The sequence below is a fragment of the Brevibacillus daliensis genome, assembly GCF_021245735.1.
Taxonomy (GTDB): domain Bacteria; phylum Bacillota; class Bacilli; order Brevibacillales; family Brevibacillaceae; genus Brevibacillus_B; species Brevibacillus_B daliensis.
In genome coordinates, this window is record NZ_JAJISB010000034.1 from 59,540 (window position 1) to 79,539 (window position 20,000).

22 protein-coding genes and 3 pseudogenes are annotated in these 20,000 nt (G+C 39.2%); 3 read left to right on the plus strand and 22 right to left on the minus strand.

All coding sequences use genetic code 11. The features are described 5' to 3' along the window. Nucleotides 1-47 precede the first annotated feature (47 nt). On the plus strand, nucleotides 48-983 hold the full coding sequence (locus LM917_RS20055; RefSeq protein ID WP_232699491.1) for a C40 family peptidase: 936 nt from the start codon (nucleotides 48-50) through the stop codon (nucleotides 981-983). Nucleotides 984-1,142: 159 nt separating this feature from the next. On the opposite strand, the gene deoD is transcribed toward LM917_RS20055, so the two are convergent. From deoD to LM917_RS20075, 4 genes and pseudogenes are all read right to left on the minus strand, one after another. Continuing rightward, the gene (deoD, locus tag LM917_RS20060; RefSeq protein ID WP_232699492.1) at nucleotides 1,143-1,850 is read right to left on the minus strand and encodes a purine-nucleoside phosphorylase; all 708 of its coding nucleotides are present in this window, start codon (nucleotides 1,848-1,850) and stop codon (nucleotides 1,143-1,145) included. Between the two features lie 53 nt (nucleotides 1,851-1,903). Further along, entirely contained in the window at nucleotides 1,904-2,596 is a 693-nt protein-coding gene (pnuC, locus tag LM917_RS20065) for a nicotinamide riboside transporter PnuC (RefSeq protein ID WP_232699493.1), read from the minus strand. Nucleotides 2,597-2,983: 387 nt separating this feature from the next. Further along, nucleotides 2,984-3,670, minus strand: coding sequence for a Crp/Fnr family transcriptional regulator (locus LM917_RS20070; protein ID WP_232699494.1), 687 nt, complete (start codon nucleotides 3,668-3,670; stop codon nucleotides 2,984-2,986). 45 nt (nucleotides 3,671-3,715) lie between these two features. Beyond that, a pseudogene (locus LM917_RS20075) lies at nucleotides 3,716-4,207 on the minus strand (MFS transporter); the annotation flags it as partial. Nucleotides 4,208-4,382: 175 nt separating this feature from the next. On the opposite strand from LM917_RS20075, the gene LM917_RS20080 reads away from it, so the two are divergent. Continuing rightward, entirely contained in the window at nucleotides 4,383-5,285 is a 903-nt protein-coding gene (locus tag LM917_RS20080; RefSeq protein ID WP_232699495.1) for a DMT family transporter, read from the plus strand. Between the two features lie 170 nt (nucleotides 5,286-5,455). Here LM917_RS20080 and LM917_RS20085 read toward each other — a convergent pair whose 3' ends face one another. The 10 genes and pseudogenes from LM917_RS20085 to LM917_RS20130 form a co-directional block, all read right to left on the minus strand. Beyond that, nucleotides 5,456-6,220, minus strand: coding sequence for a GNAT family N-acetyltransferase (locus LM917_RS20085; protein WP_232699496.1), 765 nt, complete (start codon nucleotides 6,218-6,220; stop codon nucleotides 5,456-5,458). Between the two features lie 253 nt (nucleotides 6,221-6,473). Beyond that, nucleotides 6,474-7,316, minus strand: a complete 843-nt coding sequence (locus tag LM917_RS20090) for a tyrosine-type recombinase/integrase (protein WP_232699497.1) — start codon at nucleotides 7,314-7,316, stop codon at nucleotides 6,474-6,476. Between the two features lie 129 nt (nucleotides 7,317-7,445). Further along, nucleotides 7,446-7,868 carry a VOC family protein gene (locus LM917_RS20095; RefSeq protein WP_232699498.1) on the minus strand — a complete coding sequence of 141 codons (423 nt, stop codon included), beginning with the start codon at nucleotides 7,866-7,868 and terminating at the stop codon, nucleotides 7,446-7,448. A 133-nt stretch (nucleotides 7,869-8,001) separates the two neighbouring features. Continuing rightward, a pseudogene (locus LM917_RS20100) lies at nucleotides 8,002-8,225 on the minus strand (DUF6262 family protein); the annotation flags it as partial. Continuing rightward, nucleotides 8,215-8,612: pseudogene (locus LM917_RS20105) on the minus strand (site-specific integrase); the annotation flags it as partial. The pseudogenes LM917_RS20100 and LM917_RS20105, both read right to left, overlap by 11 nt. Nucleotides 8,613-8,905: 293 nt before the next feature. Then, the gene (locus LM917_RS20110) at nucleotides 8,906-10,084 is read right to left on the minus strand and encodes an NAD(P)/FAD-dependent oxidoreductase (protein WP_232699499.1); all 1,179 of its coding nucleotides are present in this window, start codon (nucleotides 10,082-10,084) and stop codon (nucleotides 8,906-8,908) included. A gap of 38 nt (nucleotides 10,085-10,122) precedes the next feature. Continuing rightward, nucleotides 10,123-10,566: a helical membrane plugin domain-containing protein gene (locus tag LM917_RS20115; RefSeq protein ID WP_232699500.1), complete on the minus strand. Its 444-nt coding sequence runs from the start codon at nucleotides 10,564-10,566 to the stop codon at nucleotides 10,123-10,125. Nucleotides 10,567-10,976: 410 nt separating this feature from the next. Next, nucleotides 10,977-11,444 (minus strand): SRPBCC family protein, encoded by a 468-nt coding sequence (locus LM917_RS20120; protein ID WP_232699501.1) that lies wholly within the window; start codon nucleotides 11,442-11,444, stop codon nucleotides 10,977-10,979. 275 nt (nucleotides 11,445-11,719) lie between these two features. Beyond that, nucleotides 11,720-13,099: a helix-turn-helix domain-containing protein gene (locus LM917_RS20125; RefSeq protein WP_232699502.1), complete on the minus strand. Its 1,380-nt coding sequence runs from the start codon at nucleotides 13,097-13,099 to the stop codon at nucleotides 11,720-11,722. 21 nt (nucleotides 13,100-13,120) lie between these two features. Continuing rightward, on the minus strand, nucleotides 13,121-13,336 hold the full coding sequence (locus LM917_RS20130) for a helix-turn-helix domain-containing protein (RefSeq protein WP_232699503.1): 216 nt from the start codon (nucleotides 13,334-13,336) through the stop codon (nucleotides 13,121-13,123). A gap of 159 nt (nucleotides 13,337-13,495) precedes the next feature. On the opposite strand from LM917_RS20130, the gene LM917_RS20135 reads away from it, so the two are divergent. Continuing rightward, the gene (locus LM917_RS20135; RefSeq protein WP_232699504.1) at nucleotides 13,496-13,858 is read left to right on the plus strand and encodes a helix-turn-helix domain-containing protein; all 363 of its coding nucleotides are present in this window, start codon (nucleotides 13,496-13,498) and stop codon (nucleotides 13,856-13,858) included. Between the two features lie 33 nt (nucleotides 13,859-13,891). Here LM917_RS20135 and LM917_RS20140 read toward each other — a convergent pair whose 3' ends face one another. From LM917_RS20140 to LM917_RS20175, 8 genes are all read right to left on the minus strand, one after another. After that, nucleotides 13,892-14,368 carry an NUDIX hydrolase gene (locus LM917_RS20140; RefSeq protein ID WP_232699505.1) on the minus strand — a complete coding sequence of 159 codons (477 nt, stop codon included), beginning with the start codon at nucleotides 14,366-14,368 and terminating at the stop codon, nucleotides 13,892-13,894. Nucleotides 14,369-14,547: 179 nt separating this feature from the next. Beyond that, on the minus strand, nucleotides 14,548-15,480 hold the full coding sequence (locus LM917_RS20145; protein ID WP_232699506.1) for a manganese-dependent inorganic pyrophosphatase: 933 nt from the start codon (nucleotides 15,478-15,480) through the stop codon (nucleotides 14,548-14,550). Nucleotides 15,481-16,203: 723 nt separating this feature from the next. Continuing rightward, nucleotides 16,204-16,668 (minus strand): EutQ-related cupin domain-containing protein, encoded by a 465-nt coding sequence (locus tag LM917_RS20150; RefSeq protein ID WP_232699507.1) that lies wholly within the window; start codon nucleotides 16,666-16,668, stop codon nucleotides 16,204-16,206. 1 nt (nucleotide 16,669) lies between these two features. Further along, the gene (gene eutH, locus LM917_RS20155) at nucleotides 16,670-17,785 is read right to left on the minus strand and encodes an ethanolamine utilization protein EutH (RefSeq protein WP_232699508.1); all 1,116 of its coding nucleotides are present in this window, start codon (nucleotides 17,783-17,785) and stop codon (nucleotides 16,670-16,672) included. An 89-nt stretch (nucleotides 17,786-17,874) separates the two neighbouring features. Beyond that, nucleotides 17,875-18,159 carry a EutN/CcmL family microcompartment protein gene (locus LM917_RS20160; RefSeq protein ID WP_232699509.1) on the minus strand — a complete coding sequence of 95 codons (285 nt, stop codon included), beginning with the start codon at nucleotides 18,157-18,159 and terminating at the stop codon, nucleotides 17,875-17,877. Between the two features lie 12 nt (nucleotides 18,160-18,171). Then, on the minus strand, nucleotides 18,172-19,005 hold the full coding sequence (locus LM917_RS20165) for a TIGR02536 family ethanolamine utilization protein (protein WP_232699510.1): 834 nt from the start codon (nucleotides 19,003-19,005) through the stop codon (nucleotides 18,172-18,174). Nucleotides 19,006-19,017: 12 nt separating this feature from the next. Beyond that, nucleotides 19,018-19,653, minus strand: a complete 636-nt coding sequence (gene eutD / locus LM917_RS20170; RefSeq protein ID WP_232699511.1) for an ethanolamine utilization phosphate acetyltransferase EutD — start codon at nucleotides 19,651-19,653, stop codon at nucleotides 19,018-19,020. Nucleotides 19,654-19,663: 10 nt separating this feature from the next. Further along, nucleotides 19,664-20,000, minus strand: a 337-nt coding sequence (locus LM917_RS20175) for a cobalamin adenosyltransferase family protein (protein WP_507236593.1), incomplete at its 5' end; no start/stop codon positions are given.

Below are 20,000 nucleotides of genomic sequence, written 5' to 3' on the forward strand. Positions count from 1 at the left end.
GAATTTTAGATAGATATAAATAATTTAGTAGATTGGTGGAAACAGATATGAAACGAACAACTAAACTTTTCACCTTACTCACGCTCTGTGCTCTCCTCCCTACTACCGCTTATGCAAATTCGAACAGTTACGTGGTGGCGGCTGGTGATACGCTAAGTAAAATTGCTCGTGATCACCAAACAACCGTGAGTCAACTGATGCAAGCAAATCAACTACATACGGATCAATTAGCTATCGGACAAAAACTTGACGTGCCTATGGTAACAACTAATAGTGCACCCAAAACAACTACCTCATCACCTGCATCTATTGAGCCACAAACTCCTCCTGTAAACTTGCCTGTCATACAGTCGAGCCAAGAGGTAGTGGGAGGACAAAAGGCTCGTGTCGCTGTTGATGCTTTGAACATCCGACAAGAACCTTCTATGGATAGTACGATCATCGGTAAATTGTCGAGAGGCGCCATGGTCGATGTCATTGCTACCAATAGCGAATGGGCACAAATTAAACATGGCAGTTCAGTTGCCTATGTAAATCATTCCTTCCTTCAAGCGACGGGTCAACCTATACCTGATTTTTCAGGTGGAGCAGAAGTAAAGTCAGAACGCCTTGATCGCATGAATACCATTGTACAACCTTTGCTTGCAACCCCTTACCGACTGGGAGGTACTACACCAACTTCCGGTTTTGATTGCAGTGGGTTTACCTCATATGTTTTCGATCAACTAGGTGTGAAACTGCCTCGCACTTCACATGAACAGTTTCTTAGTGGACAAGAGGTTGACTTAAAAGACATTCAGCCAGGAGATTTAATTTTCTACGATTCACTTGGCACAGGAAATGTCTCACATGTGGCCATATACACAGGAAATGGTGAGATTGTACATGCTAATGGCGAGGATGTCCGTTACGGGAAAGTAGAGTACTTACATAAGCTTTATCCTTTTTATGGTGTGAAGAGGTACATTGACTTTGAAGGGTAAAACAGCTTATTGGCGTAAGGCTGCCAGCTATTCCATTGAAACGCCTGTTTTGAGGAACATGTAAATAATTTCTCTCACTCACAACAGAAGAAAACCGGTACCGCATGAAACGATCATGCGGTACCGGTTTTTATTTTCCTTAGGAACAAGTATACTCTCCTACAACTTCAAGGCAGTTTCCAGGCCCAGTTCAATCATGTCATTAAGATTGGTCTCACGTTCTTCCGCTGTAATCGTTTGATTCGTAAGTGCATGATCCGTAACTGTCAGAATGGATAACGCCTTGGCATTATACTTGGCAGCAACCAAATACAAGGCAGCCGTCTCATTATCACATGCTAAAACCTGATAAGAGGCAAGTGTATGATGCATATCTGTATCAGCCTCATAGAAATGATCTTCTGTCATGACTAGACCTGATTTTATCCGCTTATTCATTGAGATTCCCAGATCGTGTGCTGTACGAAGCAATTCAAAATCTGCAATGGGAGCGAACTTAAAATTACCAAACTTGTGAGCATACATGGAAGAATTCGTACAAGCTCCCATCGCTAACACGATATCCATCTGCTTGATATCAGGGTGATACGACCCACTTGAACCAATGCGTATCACATTTTTTACTCCATAATCGTTAATTAGCTCGGTCGCATAAATCGACATCGTGGGCATACCCATCCCTGTTCCCTGAACAGAGAGTCGTTTACCTTTATACGTTCCCGTGTAGCCCCAGATATTACGTACACGGTTATAACAAATTACATCTTCTAAATAGGTATCCGCAATATATTTGGCACGACGCGGATCTCCAGGAAGCAATACAGTATCGGCAATCTCACCTTGTTTGGCTTCAATATGAAAACTCATATGTCATCCTCCCCATTTCTAACTACTCGATTTAGTAAATCTTCCGACCTTGCTTAAGCACCCGCAGGTCCAGGATTCGTGTCGCCCTTCACACTCGGATCAGGTAAGACATGATTTTTTGCTGCTTCATAATCACGTTTCCATTCCAATAATCCATCTACGCAAATGAAGAGGTTAATGATATTCAACAGGATCATGACATACAAACCTGTAGTAAAATAGACAACAGACATAATAATTCCCATCATAATCCATAAATGCCAGTTTTCAAGGATTTTTTTACTTAGCAGATACTGAGCAACCAAGCCCATTACAGCAATTAACGCATCTAGATAGGGACTGCTAGCATCAGTGAATTTAACTTGAATAAGTGCCCAGATTGCAGTTGCAAGTAAAATAACTCCTGTCCACATCATTATTTCTTTACTAGTTAAACGTCTTGTAGGAGCAACATCCTCGGCTCCTTTATTTTTGAACCAGTAATAATATCCATACACATTAAACCAGAGTTGAAGAATGGACAAAATCACCATGGCGTAAAGTCCACTCGTGAAGAAAATGTACATAAAACATGAGACCGTTATGGCACCGAATAGAAAGTTAATTAATTTTTGACGGGCGATCAGCCATACGTTAATGACACCCATTACAGATGCAAATATTTCAATATAGGAAGAGTCCAGATAGATACCCGCAATGATACAAATCAAACTGGCGATAATCACAAATGCAGGATGTTTAATCATAGTATAAAACACTCCTTTTGCTTGTTTACTCTCTAGCTATGATAGTTTCGGTTGAAATCTTATTTCTTTGCTGTAAGATTACCCCGATGTAAAGGCTTACATTTTAATTTGTTGTGTGTATGTCTACCCCTTTTCGAATTCTGTTTTGGTTAATAATTAATCATGTATGGATCATATTATCTTGTGATAAGTATATCGAGATACGTTATATACCGTACAGGACGCATGTCCACCTAACCATGAAAGATTGAACGGAAATTCTGTTAGAACTATGATTTTTGGGACATATGTCTTTTGGAATTTTCTACCCACAAAAAAAGAGAGTCCTTTCTCGATTTAGCAAGCTGAGAAAGAATCCCTTCCAAAAATACTCTCTATTTGTTTATATCATTCCTTTTTCGCTTCTTTCTGTAATTGCGTAACATCAAGGATCATCAATCTGTTTTTTTCAACATCGAGGATCTTTTTTTCTCGTAAATGGGACAAAATGCGGTTTATACTCCGCTGGGTTACAGCAAAGTGTTGGCTCAGCTCCAGTTTATTAACGTTAACTACAATTCCATCTCCATGTTTACTTCCATTTTGTACACATTCTAATAGATAATGACAAAGACGATGATTGAGCGAGTAAAGATTATTAACACCCTCACGCTTCGAATTGACATAGTTATGGTGAAGTGCTTTGCGAATAAAATATTGATTGAAGTTATGATCCATCTGAAGCCAGGTTAAAAAATAGTCCCGCTGCAACGCTATGAGCGTTACATCCTGAATCGCTTCTACCGTGCTTACAAAAGGAATCAGATCATATATTTCGATCTCTCCAATCATGTCCCCCACCTGATAAATTGCTTGTGTATACTTCTTCCCATTCTCACCCATTATGTTTATCTCAGCAGTTCCTTCTACCAATAGGCTGAAGTAATCGTACCTTTCGTCTTGTGAAAACATAATGGCTCCCTTTTTAAAATCAACCAATTTCCATTGCCGTAATATTTCATATGGGCAGTGCTTCAAAATTTGATAAATTTCCTTTTTACTCTCCATATGGGCAATTACCTTTTGAATTTCCACGATATCCCCCTATGCTCTATTGGTGTGGCTATCATAACAGGTCTATTAATGTTTTGTCATTTCATTATTGGTAGTAAAAGTAGCTCGTTTAATGAAGAAAGCTGTCACTAATCCAATCGCGGAAGCAACGAGACCGAAAACAAACGCATCTTGAATCCCAGCCGTTAAGGCTTCGGACATAACAACTGGATCACTTGGATTGCTAACTCCAGCCAGATATACATTCTGTCCTGCCGACATGATGCTCACTGCGATCGCTGTACCTATAGCACCAGCAATTTGCTGAAGAGTACTCATTACCGCAGTTCCACTCGGGTATAGGTCGCGTGGCAATTGATTTAAGCCATTGGTTTGGGCTGGCATCCTGATCATGGCGATCCCAATTAATAACGTTGTATGCAATAAGGCGATCGTAATTGCGGTTGTCGCTGTCGTAATTCTAGTAAATACGAATAGGATAATCGTGGTAATTAAAAAACCGGGAATGACCAACCATTTTGGCCCATATTTATCAAACAAACGTCCCGTAAAAGGTGACTTGCTTAGCTACCTCCTCTTTAGGATACCTCTCTTCCATTCCGTTCATTACTCTCCAAAGTGTTTTTACGATTGAATAAATATTGTGAATGATATTGTAATAGGTGTAATGTTAGTAACAGTTCAAACTCTCAATTGTCGATAGGTATATACCAACATTCAAAGGAGGCCCTTCATGGGGAAATTTTCATCTAAAACAACGTTATCTATTGCCTTTTTAGTTATCATCTGGGGGTTTTCTTGGTCCATCTATAAAGTGGCATTACTTTATACTCCCCCCATTCTTTTTGCAGGAATGCGTTCCCTGATTGGAGGTATACTACTGACCATATTTATTTTACCAACCTGGAAAAAGATAAAATGGAAAGAAAACTGGTTCAGATACGGTATATCTGCATTACTAAATGCAGTTCTTTTTTATGGACTTCAATCAGTTGGACTTCTATATTTACCTGGAGGTTTATTCTCCGTTCTGGTATATTTTCAACCTGTTTTGATCGGTCTGTTTGCCTGGATGTGGCTAGGAGAGAAAATGTCCTTTAGTAAATTTGCTGGATTACTTATTGGATTCTTAGGTATTTTTGCTATCAGTTCAGATGGGATATCTGGGGAAATCTCATTTCTTGGAGTTTTCTTGGGCTTACTCACTGCAATTAGTTGGGCACTAGGCGTGATATATGTAAAGAAAGAAAGTGGAAAAGTAGACTCCCTATGGATGATTGCCTTGCAATTTATTATTGGCGGTACAGTTCTGACCAGTATGGGAACGATACTGGAAAGCTGGTCCAGTATAAGTTGGAATGCTGAATATCTTATTGGACTTGGGTTCGGTTCTACTTTTGGAATTCCGATTGCTTTTGTCATTTATTTTCATCTAATCAATTCGGGAGATGCCAGTAAGGTAGCCTCTTTTACCTTTCTTGTTCCACTTATCGCTGTCCTTACGGGTACGATTTTTATGAACGAACCATTTACCTTTACTCTATTCGCCGGACTGGTTCTAATCGTATTCAGCATCTATTTCGTGAATATCCCTGAGAAGAAAAAGGGAAAACAATTGATACAAGATATGAATTGAGAAACTACATATAGGAAACCTTGTTTTATGTAAAAGAACCCATTTCGTATTAAAATTATCAAGACCTAAACTAAAAAAAGATTTATAAATTAAAGGACATAACATATTATATATGACTAATATGTTATGTCCTTTGTTATTGAACTAACGGAGCTTAATAAGAAAAATTCTTATTCAAATACAACCATTTCTCCGATATCTATAAATCCAAATCGCTTATAGATATTTCTCCCATCATCTGAAGCCTGTAATACAACTGGTTTTTGTTTATCCTTTGTTTGATTTAGAAGGAATTGAAACATTTCACTGCCATATCCTTTACCTCTGAATGTTTCTTTTGTCATCACGTCATATATACCATAACTATCTTTACTTTCGATTAATAAGCCAGTAGATACAGGCGCTTCATCTATGCAGCCAATAAACATTTTCACTGCTGAACTTAATTGTTCATATGAAAATTGATTAAAGTAACTTTCTAACGCTAATTTTTCTTGTGTACCTTCAAATAGACTAAGAAAAACCTCCTCATACATCAGGAGTTCTTCATTACTTCTCACTTGCGTAATCATCATCTGTTGAGAATATTGACCAACATTCAATGTATTATCAAGTTTCATCATGACATTACGTTCTGCTTCCATTAGATCATATTCTTGCATAAGCTTTTTCCAGTCATCACTGACATATTGAGCGTCCATCCAGGCACAAAAGGGATGCTTTTTTAACGTGAGATTAGTCATTTCTTGTCTAATCTTCACTGCATTTTTGATATTTGGAGATTTCGACAGCAATACATTGAATGTATCAGTAGGGATTCCCGTATTCGCTATGACCAAATCTTCTTCACTTGTAAGTTCTCCACTAACTGCATTAGTAAATACTTTTAATTTTTCTTCAAAATTGTTTATTACTAATTGTTGATTTGTAATCATGTTTTTGCACCTTTCAATTTAATTTAGCGCGCTCTTTTTTATTATAAGGTCAAATAAATTCTAAAAAAACTGTGTTCACAGTATTTATATCCTCCCATAATTTTCAGGAAACTCGAAAAGCATTGAAACGATTCATTTTCTTTTCTCATATAAAACAATATAACACTTTAATTCTTATTGAGCTAAACTGCCCGTTACTTCAGTTCCGATAACTGACCATTTTGGTGTATTTATCGATTATTGGGGTCTGGTACTAAAAGTACCGGCGATATAGCTCTCGTCTGCGCTCCCCACGCAACTGGGCATATATTTGAGTGGTCGATGCTTTCTCGTGGCCCAGCATGCCTTGTATAAACTCCAACGGTGCTCCGTTATCCAGCAACTGACATGCATAGGTATGGCGAAAACGGTGTGGGTACACATTAGCCTCAATTTCTCCTCGATCTGCTAGTCGCTTTAATGCCCACCTAATCGTCGGAATCGCCATTCTTCGGGTAGGATTCGTATCCGTCACAAACAATGCTTTACATAAGTCATCACGACTTGCCAGGTACTTCTTCAACCAAACTTTGCATTCTGTGGTGAAGTAAATCTCCCTCTGTTTGGAACCTTTTCCGTTTACAATTGCAGAGCAATTCTCCCAGTTAAGATCTTCGATGTTTATTTTCTGTACCTCCCCAACACGGCAGCCGGTACTATACAGAAACTCAAGTAAAGCTCTTTCTCGAGGAGATAGACAAGAAATTTTCAGATGGATCACATCTTCCTCAATTAAAAATTTCGGTATGCGTTTATCCATCTTGGGCTCTCTTAATTTGAGAGAGGGGTTCGTTGCGAGGTAACCTTCTTCATATGCAAAGCGAAAAAGGGAGCGAACAAAGCGGATGCGATGTCCTAAACTGCTTGGCTTTAATCGGCCGGATTGTTTTGCCAAGTATTCCTTCAATAGTTGTAAAGTGACTTCTCCAATATTAAGATCACCTAGTTCACCAACCAGCATCCTTAGCTGCAAAGTATAAGCTTTTAATGTAAGTGGACTAAACCCCTGGATTCGTTTATCTGCTTCGTAAAGTCTCCATAACTCTCTCAAATTCATAATAAAACCTCCCATAAGACCTATTAATTCTAGGTTTTCATCAAATGGGAGGTTTTAATCGATTGTATTGCTCTATAGTGTCCCGTTAGTGGAATACCGTGGCAAATCAGCAGCCTTATTTTCCTTAAGCTATTCATTCATCTTCTTTACACCAAGATGTTGTAAAAATCGCAATAAGTATCCATCAGGGTCCAATATAAGGACTTCTTTGTTATGTAACATCGCTTCTCCCATTCTATAACGATTTTCCTTAGGACCATGTTTTATTGGAAAGTTAAAATTAGAAAGTGATTGAATTATGCTATCCAAGTTATCTATTTGAAATGCCAAATTTATTCCTCTGCCATACGGGTACTCTAACGCACCTGTATTCCAAGTACCGCTTGGATTATATTGCATGATCATTATTTGGCTACCCTCTAAAGATAGAAAAGCAAAACTTTGCTCTGTTCGTTGGAAAGATATTGAGAAACCTAATACTCCAGTGTAGAAGGAGAGGCTTTTCTCAAAATCTGAAACGTACAGTTCAGGTATTAATCTATTGAATTCCATAATAATAATCTCCCATCATCCGATTGGAAAAATAATACTGTATAATTATGTTAAAATCAATGTTTTTCAAACACAATATTATGGAGGATAACTGCCCGTTAGTTGAATAAGAAGGGGAGAACGTTGTTCTCCCTTATAACTTTTTATAAACATCTGCATAAGCTACTTTCAGTTGATTCCTTAATTGCTTATTCTCCTCTTCCAGCTTTTGATTTTTTCTTTTTAGGGATGCAATAAGGGCATCCTTGTTGTTTTCATTCATTTCTCGCTTTACTTGTTTTGGTGAGGCACTTGTAATTGTTGATTTCGCAATGTTTCAATTCTTGAACGGAAGTCCTCGTTGTTATAGAGCGTTGCTCATGTCATTTTGTACTTCTTCATTTCGAAATAAGTAGTCATAGAAGTTTGCTATAACTGTAATTGTAAGGTTAATTGTTTTTTCCGTTCGCTTTTCTTTCTCTTGTTGAAGGGGAGCAACTTTTGAACTCTCATAAGGACTTCTTAACCACCCCACAAACTCTACTAAATCTTCTAACCTAATATACTTATAATCTTTATCTGTTTTATATAAGTAGGTAAAAAAATGTTTTAAGGAATAACAATATATTTTTTGAGTATTCGGACTTTTCCTGTATTATCTAAATACTTTATATATTTCATAACTGGCATCACAGGAAACCCCTCTTGATCCAGTAATATGTATCTTTTACTGTTATTTTCTATGAGAACCTCTTGTACCCTCATAGCACTCACCCCCTAAAATCATATTAACGCTCGGTCTGAAGACCTCACTACGCCTCCCGCTGTGGGCTACGTCCTCCACCTAAAACAAACGTATGTTTCCGTCTGTTGTATACATATTAAACTATATTTTCAATATATAGATAACAAATCTAATATGCATATGAAAAGAGGATATATGCTCATATATTGAACATAATATCCTCTTATTAGTTTAGTCTATTTAAAAAAGATTGAAATGGGTTCTTTTCGATGTGGCAGTCATACAGGTGAGCTACCTACAATGATTTTTTTACTTAGTAAGCCAAAGTGTACAACGCTTTAATATGAGACAGGTAACGAACGTTACTTGCTTCTTTCATTAGTGAAGCTGGCAATCCTTTAAGTGGAGTATTGTTCGCTCCAATTGTTGCTACAGCGTCTTTGCGTCCCAAGCTAGCTAGCGTTCCTGAGTTTACAGGAGCAAATGTTTCAAACGTCTTGTTCTCCAGATAAGCGTATAGGTTGTAGCCAACAAGTTCACCCATTTGCCAAGCAATCTGAGCAGTCGGTGGGTATGGACGACCATCAGCACCAAAGTATACTGCGCTATCTCCAACAACAAATACATCTTCATGAGATGTTGATTGCAAGTGATCATTAACAGATGCACGACCACGGTTTACTTCGAGACCGGATTCGCCTACTAGTGGGTTACCTTGTACGCCACCAGTCCATACGAACGTATTAGCAATGATTTGTTGACCATCTTTTAGATCGATCACATTACCAGCTACATTCGTTACAGGAAGACCTGTCAAGAATTGAACACCACGAGCTTCTAAGCTTGCTGTTGCACGTTCAATTAAATGATCAGGTAATACTGGAAGGATTTTTGGACCAGCTTCTACAAGCTTGATTTTAATCTCTTGCGGATCAATACCGTGGCTCTTCGCCAATTTAGGCATAATATCAGCAATTTCCCCAACTAGCTCAACACCAGTTAGTCCGCCACCACCGATAAGGATTGTTGCATCCGCTTCATTTTTGGATTTCGCATATTCAGCAATGCGTTCTTCAATATGATTGTAGATTTTATTAGCATCTTCCGTAGATTTCAGTACCATGCTGTGCTCTTCAAGACCTGGAATACCGAAGTAAGCCGTTTTACTACCCAAGCCAACCACCAGAGCATCATATGTCAACGTGGTGTAATCAGAAAGAGTAATTTCCTTTTTATCTACAGAGAACGATTCAACCTTTGCAATCTTTAGATTGATATCTTTTCCTTTTAAAAGTTTTTGAAGTGGCATTGCAATCGCTTGTTCAGCAATATTCCCTGCTGCAAGACGGTGTAGTTCAGTAATGATTTGGTGTGTTGGAAATTGATTTACTAGTGTAACTTCCGCTTCTGATTTACTCAGATATTTACGAACGGTTAACGCAGATAGAAGTCCGCCATAACCTGCACCCAAAATGACGATATGTTTTGACATGATAGTTCCTCCGTCCTGACTATTAGAATATAAATAGGCTATTTTTGACTCTCGCGTTCTGCAGAGATTTGAAGATATGCATTAACAAAACGGAACATCTTTTGAGCTTGCGGATCTTTTAACATCTTCATAAGGCCAAATAGTCCAATTACTTCATTACTTGCGTCTGCACGATCTTTTGCTTCAATCGCAGTTGCTGCCATGCTCTTCACTGTGTCTTTTACCGGTTCTACGATTTCCTGAATAGCCCCAACCGTATCGCTTTTCAAAGTTTCATCCGTTGCTACAGCTTGAACGAAATCATAGGACTTGGTTAATACCGTTACAAGTTCAGTCAGTTTCGGCAACTGGTCAACCAGGATGGTTAAAGATTCTTGAACCTCAGGTTTTAGTAGCTGATCAATAACATCAAGTTGTTCCTGGCTTACAGACACTTTTACTGTTTCTTGTTCAGCATTTGTTTGCATGATTGTTTCAGACATGTCCATTTCTCCTTTACGATAAGTAATATCTGCTCATTTTTGGGAGTCTTTAGGTAATAATCGCCTATTTTCGAAATAACACCAATAATGCCGCTAGAAAATTTGTGAAATTTTACACTAATTGCCACAAACAAAATAAATTAACTTTTCAAAATAAAAACAAATATAAACTTATCATTTCCAGTTAATCTTTACAAGTTATGAAAGCAAACTAAGAAAAGTTTTTACACTATATATTATATAAAATATATCACACAAGTAAACATAGCCTTACAGTTAGAGTAGCTTTAGGAATTTCCTCATAGAACCAGCATTATTACCGGAAACGAGCTGTTCTCTATTGATTGGAAATTATTTCTTTATAAAGTTTTTTTTAACTGGTAATTAAATATGATGGATGTACTCCCATTTTATGTTTGCTCATCATATTGTGTCTCAGCTAATTTTTTTATATACAAATTTCGTGTTAATAAAAACCTCTCCATATACTTTTCCAAAAATAAGAGATCAGCAAACCGACCGATCAAGCCATAGGGTGACGTATAATCAAAAATATCGACCATAATAGTCCCATTCTCTGTAGGTGTAAATTCATGCACATGATAAAAACGCTTAAAAGCACCAGCTACCATCTCATCCACGAATCGGTATGGGGCTTCCATCTCTGTTATTTTAGCTGTGAGTTGTTGACGAACACCAAAATGAACCGCTTCCCATGTAACCGTTTCTCCAAGCTCAATCAATCCGCTTATTCTACCACCAATTGCTCGCTCGCTTGTCTCGGAAGTGGACTGCATATGGATATCAATACTTCTCGCTAAGTCAAAACAGACTTGGGGAGGGGCTTTAATCACTAGTTCACTTTTAATAATTGGCATTGTTTCATCTCCTTCCTATGGCCTACCACCATTTTCAATTCGTAATTTGTTACCTGCATATGTTCAGTGGATCAGTCTTCCTTACATTTTCTAGCCAGTTCTGTTCATTATACCTGATCATTCACATCTTCCTTTGCAGTTATATACGTTTTCAACTGATCAGATTCTCATCTGCTCTTTTTGGTAATCATTACATCCAATTTTATGAAAAACGTCGAGACGTTTTTCACAGAAAAAAAGCCCCCATACATGTAAGGGGAATTGTGTATTGATTACTATTCATGTAATAAGCAAATGGGAAGATCATCAATTCTTTGTTCCTTCTTTTCTAACCTTTTTGTAACAGATTTTAATTCTGTTTTGATTCCATTCTTAGCCGATATTGAAAACATCTCCCACATGCAATTCAATATTTCTCTATCATTTTTTTGTTGTTCATACATTTCTAAGCTAAAGCAATAGTTGGACCAACCTGATTCTTTGTTACCATTTCGTATTAGATACCTTCCTTTTAGCTGGTAATATTTCCCCCATAGTAAATATTGGATAGGTGTCATCTTCTTCACTGGTTGTTGATAGCACTGCTCCACATGTTCCATATTCTCTGCGAAAAAGGAGAGATCATTGTGAGCAAGAGCAGTCTGCATGAGTTCAATAGCAGCATGTAAAGGAAGTGTCTTATTGCGTACTGAACGATCATTTCGTAATGAAAGTAGTATCTCATTGCTGTTATCTCTTCTGTTTTGAATGATTCCTATGGCCAGCTTTATCGTTTCTGTCGTACTCTGATCAGCCATTGACTCCAATTGAAGCAGGTAAAACTCTGCAGATTCATAACACTTTTGAGCAAGTAGTGAAAAGGTCGCAGCCTTGGTAGCATTCGTCTCTACAACATTACTGATAGACTTCCTCATGGCTACTGTTTCAACGTTATCTGATGGTATGGCTACCTCACCCTTTTCCTGTTGCGCTCCTATTCCCTCGTGATAATAAGTTAGGCAGGTATCATACTTCTTTTGTTCGTAAGCGATTATTGCCATTCCGAAATAAAATTGCCTTTGCTTATCGACGGATAAAAAGTGTACATAGTAAATCAACTCAGCCCCCAGCGAGTCTAGCTGAATGTGAGACTGTCCAAAATGACCTCGACTTAAGAATGCTGACATAAACCTCTTCCATAGTCCTTTTGCCAGCATGGGTTGCATCCCATGTTCACGAGCATATCCAATGATTACTTCAAGTAATTGCTCTTGGACAGCCAAATCATCTATTTCATTACTCACACCAAATAGCTGTGCCATTAAATCGTATGAATCCTCTGTGGGTAACTGCAAATAACGAAGCGCCACCTTTTTAACGAGTCTCTCGTTTTGAAGCTCCATCGCTTGTGTTAACATTTGAAGTAATACCTCTCTTCGACGTTCAACTTCTACATATGTCTCAATAATTTGTTCGACGGAAATAAAGAGTACCCGGGCTAATGTCGTCATTGTCCGCAATTCTGGTTTCTTGGTTTCCTCATTCTCTATTTTAGATATCACTCCCTTACTAATCCCGGCTTGTCTTGCTAAACCTGACAGGGTCAGATTAATTGCCAGTCTTCTAGATCGAACCAACTCTCCGATAGTCATACCTGGATGCAGGGTATCTTGCATGCCTAACACTCCTTTCATCCTTCATTCACTAACGGTTTCCGTTTCTACATCATCAAAAAAAATACCTGGATGAACCTCTAGCACTTGAGCAATGATGCGTAGCCTTTCTACATCCAGTCTTACCTTTCCCGCTGCTATATGCCGATAACCTTGAAGTGATAAGTGCAGTTTCTTCGCAAGATGTGTTTTCGTAATCCCTTTTGCTCGTCGAATACGCTCCACATTTTGATGCACCATGAGATTTCCACCTTTTCCAATTAACGGTAGTCGTTATTTTTATACTACTAACGTAAAACGTTACTGTCAAGATAGAATGTTCAATTTTTCTCAATTTTCGTTAGATAACTACCTAAATTCGTTACTTCTTGTTATGATCAAACTCGGGGGCGATGAATCATGGAATCTGTTGGACAACGAATCAAAGCATTGCGTAAACAAAAAAAATGGACTCAGCAAAAGCTTGCCTCACAAGTGAAAGTATCTGCACAGGTGATTTCTAATTGGGAGCGGGAATATACGAATCCCGGTCATGACGATCTTTCCCGGCTTGCCATGACACTTGGCGTTTCTGCGGATTACATCTTGTTCGGGCAACAACCAAATGAGGCACAATCTGCGAAAACGAACACCACATCCACTAGCCTGACGAGTCTATTTTTTTATGAGTTGGAGCAATTAAGCGAGGAAGATAAACAAAAAGCGTTGGAGCATGTCAAATTTCTACGTTACCTAGCGGAACAGAAAAATGACTACAATTAGAAGGAAAGATCATTGAAAAAAGTACCTACGCAATTAGGCAAGAGGCACTTTTTCATATGTAAGTAATATACCGTTATCAAACGTACATACATGCTCAAAACACTCATTCTCTTCTAGCATTACAGGTAGGAATTTGAACACCTGTGGAGCGATCCCCCGATTATTCGAATCCAAAACCCATGATATATCTTTCCAATCAAGTGTACCTTCAACTGTTTCTTTAGGGGTTTGATACTCGAAATCAGCAGGCATTTCCACCATAAATAAATACATTCCTCCTGCAACTCCACTGTTATTCCACGTCACTATCCCCTTATATATAATTTTTTTTCCTTCTACAGCTAGGTCTGTTTCCTCATATATTTCTCTGATGATATTCGCTAATGGTGTCTCACCTTTTTCAATTTTACCGCCTACTCCATGCCATAGTCCCATAAGAGGTGTTTTTTTTCGATTTAACATCAATAGCTGGTTTTCTTTCTTGATAAAACATAGTGTGTATTGGTACATCTTTCATGCTCCTTATATTTTATGAGTTTTCTTCCTACCATAGTGGAGAAAAGCAGCTTCTCTTTTCATCCTTTTAGAAAGTAACTCTGCGATGTTAATTCATTACTAAAGACTACTACAGTAATAAAAGGTTGTCAGGAAGAGACCCGACAACCTTTCAAATGAAATTAAATGTTACCTTACAGTTGGTTAAAAGTATCCGTTAACACAGGGACGATCTGTTTTTTACGGGAAACAACACCTGGTAAAACTGCTTTGTTATCTACTAAAGTCGTATTGTATGCTTTTTCTACCGCATTCGTAGCACGACCAAGAGCTAAGCCTACAGAATCGTTGTTCAGGATGTCTGTAACCACGAACAAGAATAAATCTAGACCTTTTTTCTCAATGTTAGCTGAAAGAGCCGCTTCCAGTTCTGCCTGATGTTTTAGAATATCGTTCACATCTACAGCATTTACTTGAGCGATCTCCACTTTATTGGCACCCATTTGGAACTCTTTTGCATCCAAAGAAATCAATTGATCGATTGTTTTATCACTTAAATCTGCACCAGCTTTTAGCATTTCTAAACCATAGCTTTGCAGGTCGACTCCTGCAATCTCAGCTAGTTCATGGGCGGCCGCAACGTCTTGCTCTGTGCAAGTAGGAGACTTGAGCAGAAGAGTGTCAGAGATAATCGCAGATAGCATTAATCCAGCGATTTCTTTAGGAATCTCTACACCATTTTCCTTATACATTTTTTTCAGGATAGTAGTCGTGCAACCAACTGGCTCACAACGATAGTACAATGGACCACTTGTTTCAAAGTTAGCGATTCGGTGGTGGTCAATAACCTCCACTACCGTTACTTGGTCAATGTCATCTGCTGATTGTTGACGCTCATTGTGGTCAACCAGAATAACTGTTGATGTTTCATCTGCAACATTTTCCATTAATCGTGGTTCTTTTACTTTGAAGTAATCAAGCACGAAGCGAGTTTCCCCATTGATGCTTCCTAAGCGGATCGGTTCAACAGTAGCTCCTAGCTTTGTTTTCAAATCTGCATATACAAGGGCAGAACAAATCGAATCTGTGTCTGGGTTTTTATGTCCGAAGATCAATGTTTTATCCATAATCTTGCTCCTTACAGTTAGTTTCGCGAGCAAATTATACCATAGATACGGATAAATTCCCATGGGGATTTCCTACTTACTAGGTTTTATGTATTGCTATAACCAATTAAGAAAAACTTCTATTACAGTGAAAAAAGATCGTCTTCTCCCTACCATAGTGGAGAAAACCAGCTTCTCTTTTCACCCGTCGCTTAAAGTCTTCGCCCCTCTGAGGGTTAGACTGTCCTCTCCGCACTATTCACCCTAGGAAGCTCACAACGATGTATTCACTGTAAGACTTGCTGGGGCTCGCTTCTTTTTCCCGATGAATAGTGCTCCGCTAAGATGGGCTTCGCCAAGTCGCTCTGTGTGAAAAGAGAAGCTGTTTTTTCATGCTTTTGGTTTTGTTTCTAGTTTGTTAACCGCCTGAAGTCCTTGGCAGAAGAAGCACATTTTTTGTCCAGGACTATTTAAGGTCCTTCCTAGCTACACAATAAAGAGTGCGGATTAAAAAGTGCAACCCATGAGACACTACATAGCATCTACCTCCTTTTGCACTTTCCGCACTCTTTGTTGTGTAGCGGGCAGTCATAACTCCCTCGCTGGACCTTAACGAGTTCGCAGACATAAAATGTGCTTCTTCTGCTAGCCCACTACAGTAGTTAATAAAGTCCAAAATACGCCGCCAAAAAAGATATAATGAGGCATTCCTCTTCTCGAAGAAGTGGGATGCCTCATCATTATTTATCCCTGATTCGCCCAATCAGCCGGATATGTTACATAAATAAATCGGGCATGCTCAGGTACAGAGAATTGGATTTTGGTATTTTTCGGAATGAGAACGATCTCGCCAGCTTCAGCAGATACTTTACGACCATCGACAATAATGTCTAATCGACCTTCAATTACATAATCAATTTCGTCGTAGTTCAGTGTCCAGTCAAAGATAGTAGCCCTCATTTCCATAACGCCACAACCGAGGCGAGGACTTTCTTCCAAAGTAAATACATCCTTGGTATAGACAACATCTTCCCTTTTTCCGGTATCTAATCGATTCGACTCGTCCACCATTACTTTTGGTATTTTGACAGAGGTTACTCCACTTGGATCACGATGCGTAATTCCACTAAGAGAGACTGTGTCTCCCATTTTTTCTGTAATGATTTTTCGTACAAGATCTTCTAGAACTTTTCGATCGATGTTCTCCAACCTACACAGCCCCTTTCTTTTTGCCTTTCACTGCTTTATCATCCATCATGTTTCTAGAAAGGAACATTGCCACAATAATCGCAGTGATACCACCAACCAACTTACCGACGATCATTGGGAAGATCATATCTTTTGCCACACCTGCTGTGAAACCCAAGTGATCGCCCAGTACAAACGCTGCCGATACCGAAAAGGCAATATTAATGACCTTACCTCTCGTATCCATATCCTTTAACATCCCGAACATCGGAATAACATTTGCTAGAGTGGCAATCATTCCTGCTGCCGCAACCTCATTCATTCCGAGTAGCTTACCCATTTTCAAAAGCGGCTTATTAAATAGCTTGGTGATAACCAATACCAAACAGAATGCACCTGCTAACACGATAGCAATGTCCCCAACGATCGTAATTCCCTCGTCGATAGGTGCAAGTCCAGGAATAAGGGCAAGTCCTGTTAATGCTTCAACAATAGATGCTGCCAAACCTAGTGTAGCAAGGATAATAATGAATTGACCAAAAATGGTGAAGCCCTTGATCATTCCTTTTGGGAACATCCACAGACCTATTGCAATAAGCACAGCCACCAGAATAATTGGCACAAGGTTAGAGAGAATCATTCCAATGGAAAAGCCCGCAACCAGACCCCCGATTAAGCAACCAATTGGAATTGTGATCAGACCTGCCAATACACCGGTAGCCAAAAATTTGTGATCATCTTTTTGAATAATACCGAGAGCAACCGGGATGATGAACACAATCGTTGGTCCAAACATCGCTCCCAGGATAGTTCCAGCAAATAAACCTGCTTCTTCTGATTGTGCTAATTCCATCGCAAGGGAGAAGCCTCCCATGTCATTAGCTAATAATGTTGTGGCAAACATCGCTGGATCGGCTCCAAGCGCAGTATATAAAGGTACAACTATGGGGCTTAGCATTTTGGCAAGAACTGGTGCCATCGAAATAATCCCCACCATAGCCAGAGTTAACGAACCCATCGCCATAATACCTTCATCAAATTGCTCACCTAATCCAAATTTGTTACCAATACTTTTGTCGATTGCGCCTAACACCATAAAAATCACCATGATATAGAGAATAATTTCATTAATTCCCATGGCTCTTACTCCATTCTCACTGGAAGTGTTTTTTAGATTTCTGGAGGGGAAAGCATAATTGGTACATATGCTAGTCCCCATTCTCAGCTTTATTCGTTAGGTGTTTCCTTGCAAATGTCGAGGGAATCTACAATCCCAACGATGACGGCATCAATAGGCGCCTGTTGGTTGGAGATAGAGGTCCGCGCTGAGCTGCCTTTGGTTACGAGAACAGTGTCACCAATACCTGCCCCTGTATTATCTGCAGCGACAAAATATTTCTCCTGTCGGTCTTGTCCATACGAGTGTGGCTTCACAACCAAAAAAGTCAGACCATTCAGCTTGACGTCCTTTCGGGTCGCCCACAAGCGTCCCACTACTGTCCCCACGATCATAGGTTTACCTCGCTATCTTCTGTGCACGACCATTTGATTGGTTCGCAAATAATCTTGTGCAAGTGGTGTAATAATGCTGTTTTTACTAATAACAATTTCATTGATCTGATTTAAATAATATTTTTTTAGATCAGCTTCCGTAATTAATTTCTTGTTCATAATATCTCTAGGTAAAAATGGTTTATCCACGTCTAGCGAACGAGTTGATCCAGCTTGTCCTAAATTGTGCGCTTCATTTGCCGTTTTTTCTCTTGCAGGTGCACCCGTAACTATACTGGTACTGGCTATTGTGGCTGGATTATGCCCAACTGATTGCCTGTTTTCTGATAGTGAATAGTTCGTAAGGATTGCTCGTGACTGATCGCTATCAGTATTTGAGCATGCGCGTAGCAGCTCTGCTTCCTTGACGATTTGTATCCCATAGTTCACCAGTTTCTCTGTATAAGTTGCATACATGTTATACAGTAGTTTAGGAGCCGTTTCCTTGTACTTACGGTAAATGAGGCCTTCATCCAAAGCGATCACTTTTTTTCCCTTCAAAAGCATGGTTAAGATGTATCGCTCTCTATTACCTGAACTAATTCCGTTAGCCAGATTTGACAGCAGCTGGATACAAATCGTTGGGATAATAATGATATCCCCAGCTCTTGTTTGCTCGTTATAGTACGCAATATCAAAGTGCTTGCCCAATCTGGCCTCTAAAGCGGACTCAGATTCAACAGACATGATAACCAACTTTTTCTTTTTGATCCCTCTTGAGATATTGTCTTGCAGTTTCAGCTTTTTATACATTTCATCCGTAACGGCTTGTACGAGAGCTTCAAGATGAATACCATCTCTGTTCATGGCTTCACACTCCTACTTACAGAGCTTTATAATTTTCCCCATGGTTCCTTTGGCAAAGCCACATGCATTTGCTTCATCGTAGTCAATATGCATGTAAGTCTGATAAGAAGGATTTACACGAACAAGCACATCATCAAAAATCAACGGTCGATTACTAAATACCTTAACTTGCACTACTTCACCGTTTTCTACATAAAATTTCTTGGCATCGTCTGGCGTCATATGGATGTGTCGTTTAGCGACAATTAGCCCTTTTTCCAGGCGAAGTATATTGGAACCAGAAGCAATGATTACTCCAGGTGTACCCTCAATCTTGCCACTTTCGCGAACGGGAACCTTAATACCTAGGGACAGGGTATCTGTTAGTGATACTTCTACTTGGGACTCCTTGCGTTCAGGACCTAGAACCACTACATTATGTAGGCTTCCTTTTGGACCAATTAATGTTACGCGCTCCTTGCACGCATATTGTCCAGGCTGAGACAACTCCTTAGCCTTGGTCAATTGGTAGCCCTTCCCAAACAAAGTGTCAATGGCCTCGCGACTCAGGTGAACATGCTTGCCAGACGCTTCAATCTCTACGCATTTCTCGTCCTGCACGCGTTTTACTACTTCATTTACGATGCTCTCAACTAGTTGCTGATTCATTATTCTCACCTCATGAGTCATACTGTCCTGCACGAATTCTGAACATGATGATCCAGAATAACGAAGAAAGGCGATTCAGCACTCGAATGATATCTTCGCGTTCTATGCTGCCATGCTCTCGCTTAAAAGCAAGGTAGGCCGACAGCTCGGTCTCTCTCGTCATTGTGCGTAATGCATTTATAACAACAACCGCTTCGCCCATCTCGTAGCTAGGTTGAAAATGATCCATTCCAAAATATCTCTTGGGATGATGTGATTGTTCACGTAATTCGGCAGGTGTCATCCCGAGCAGAAGAAAATCATTCATGTTTTCATTTAGCACTTCACTACGCATAATCTGACGTACA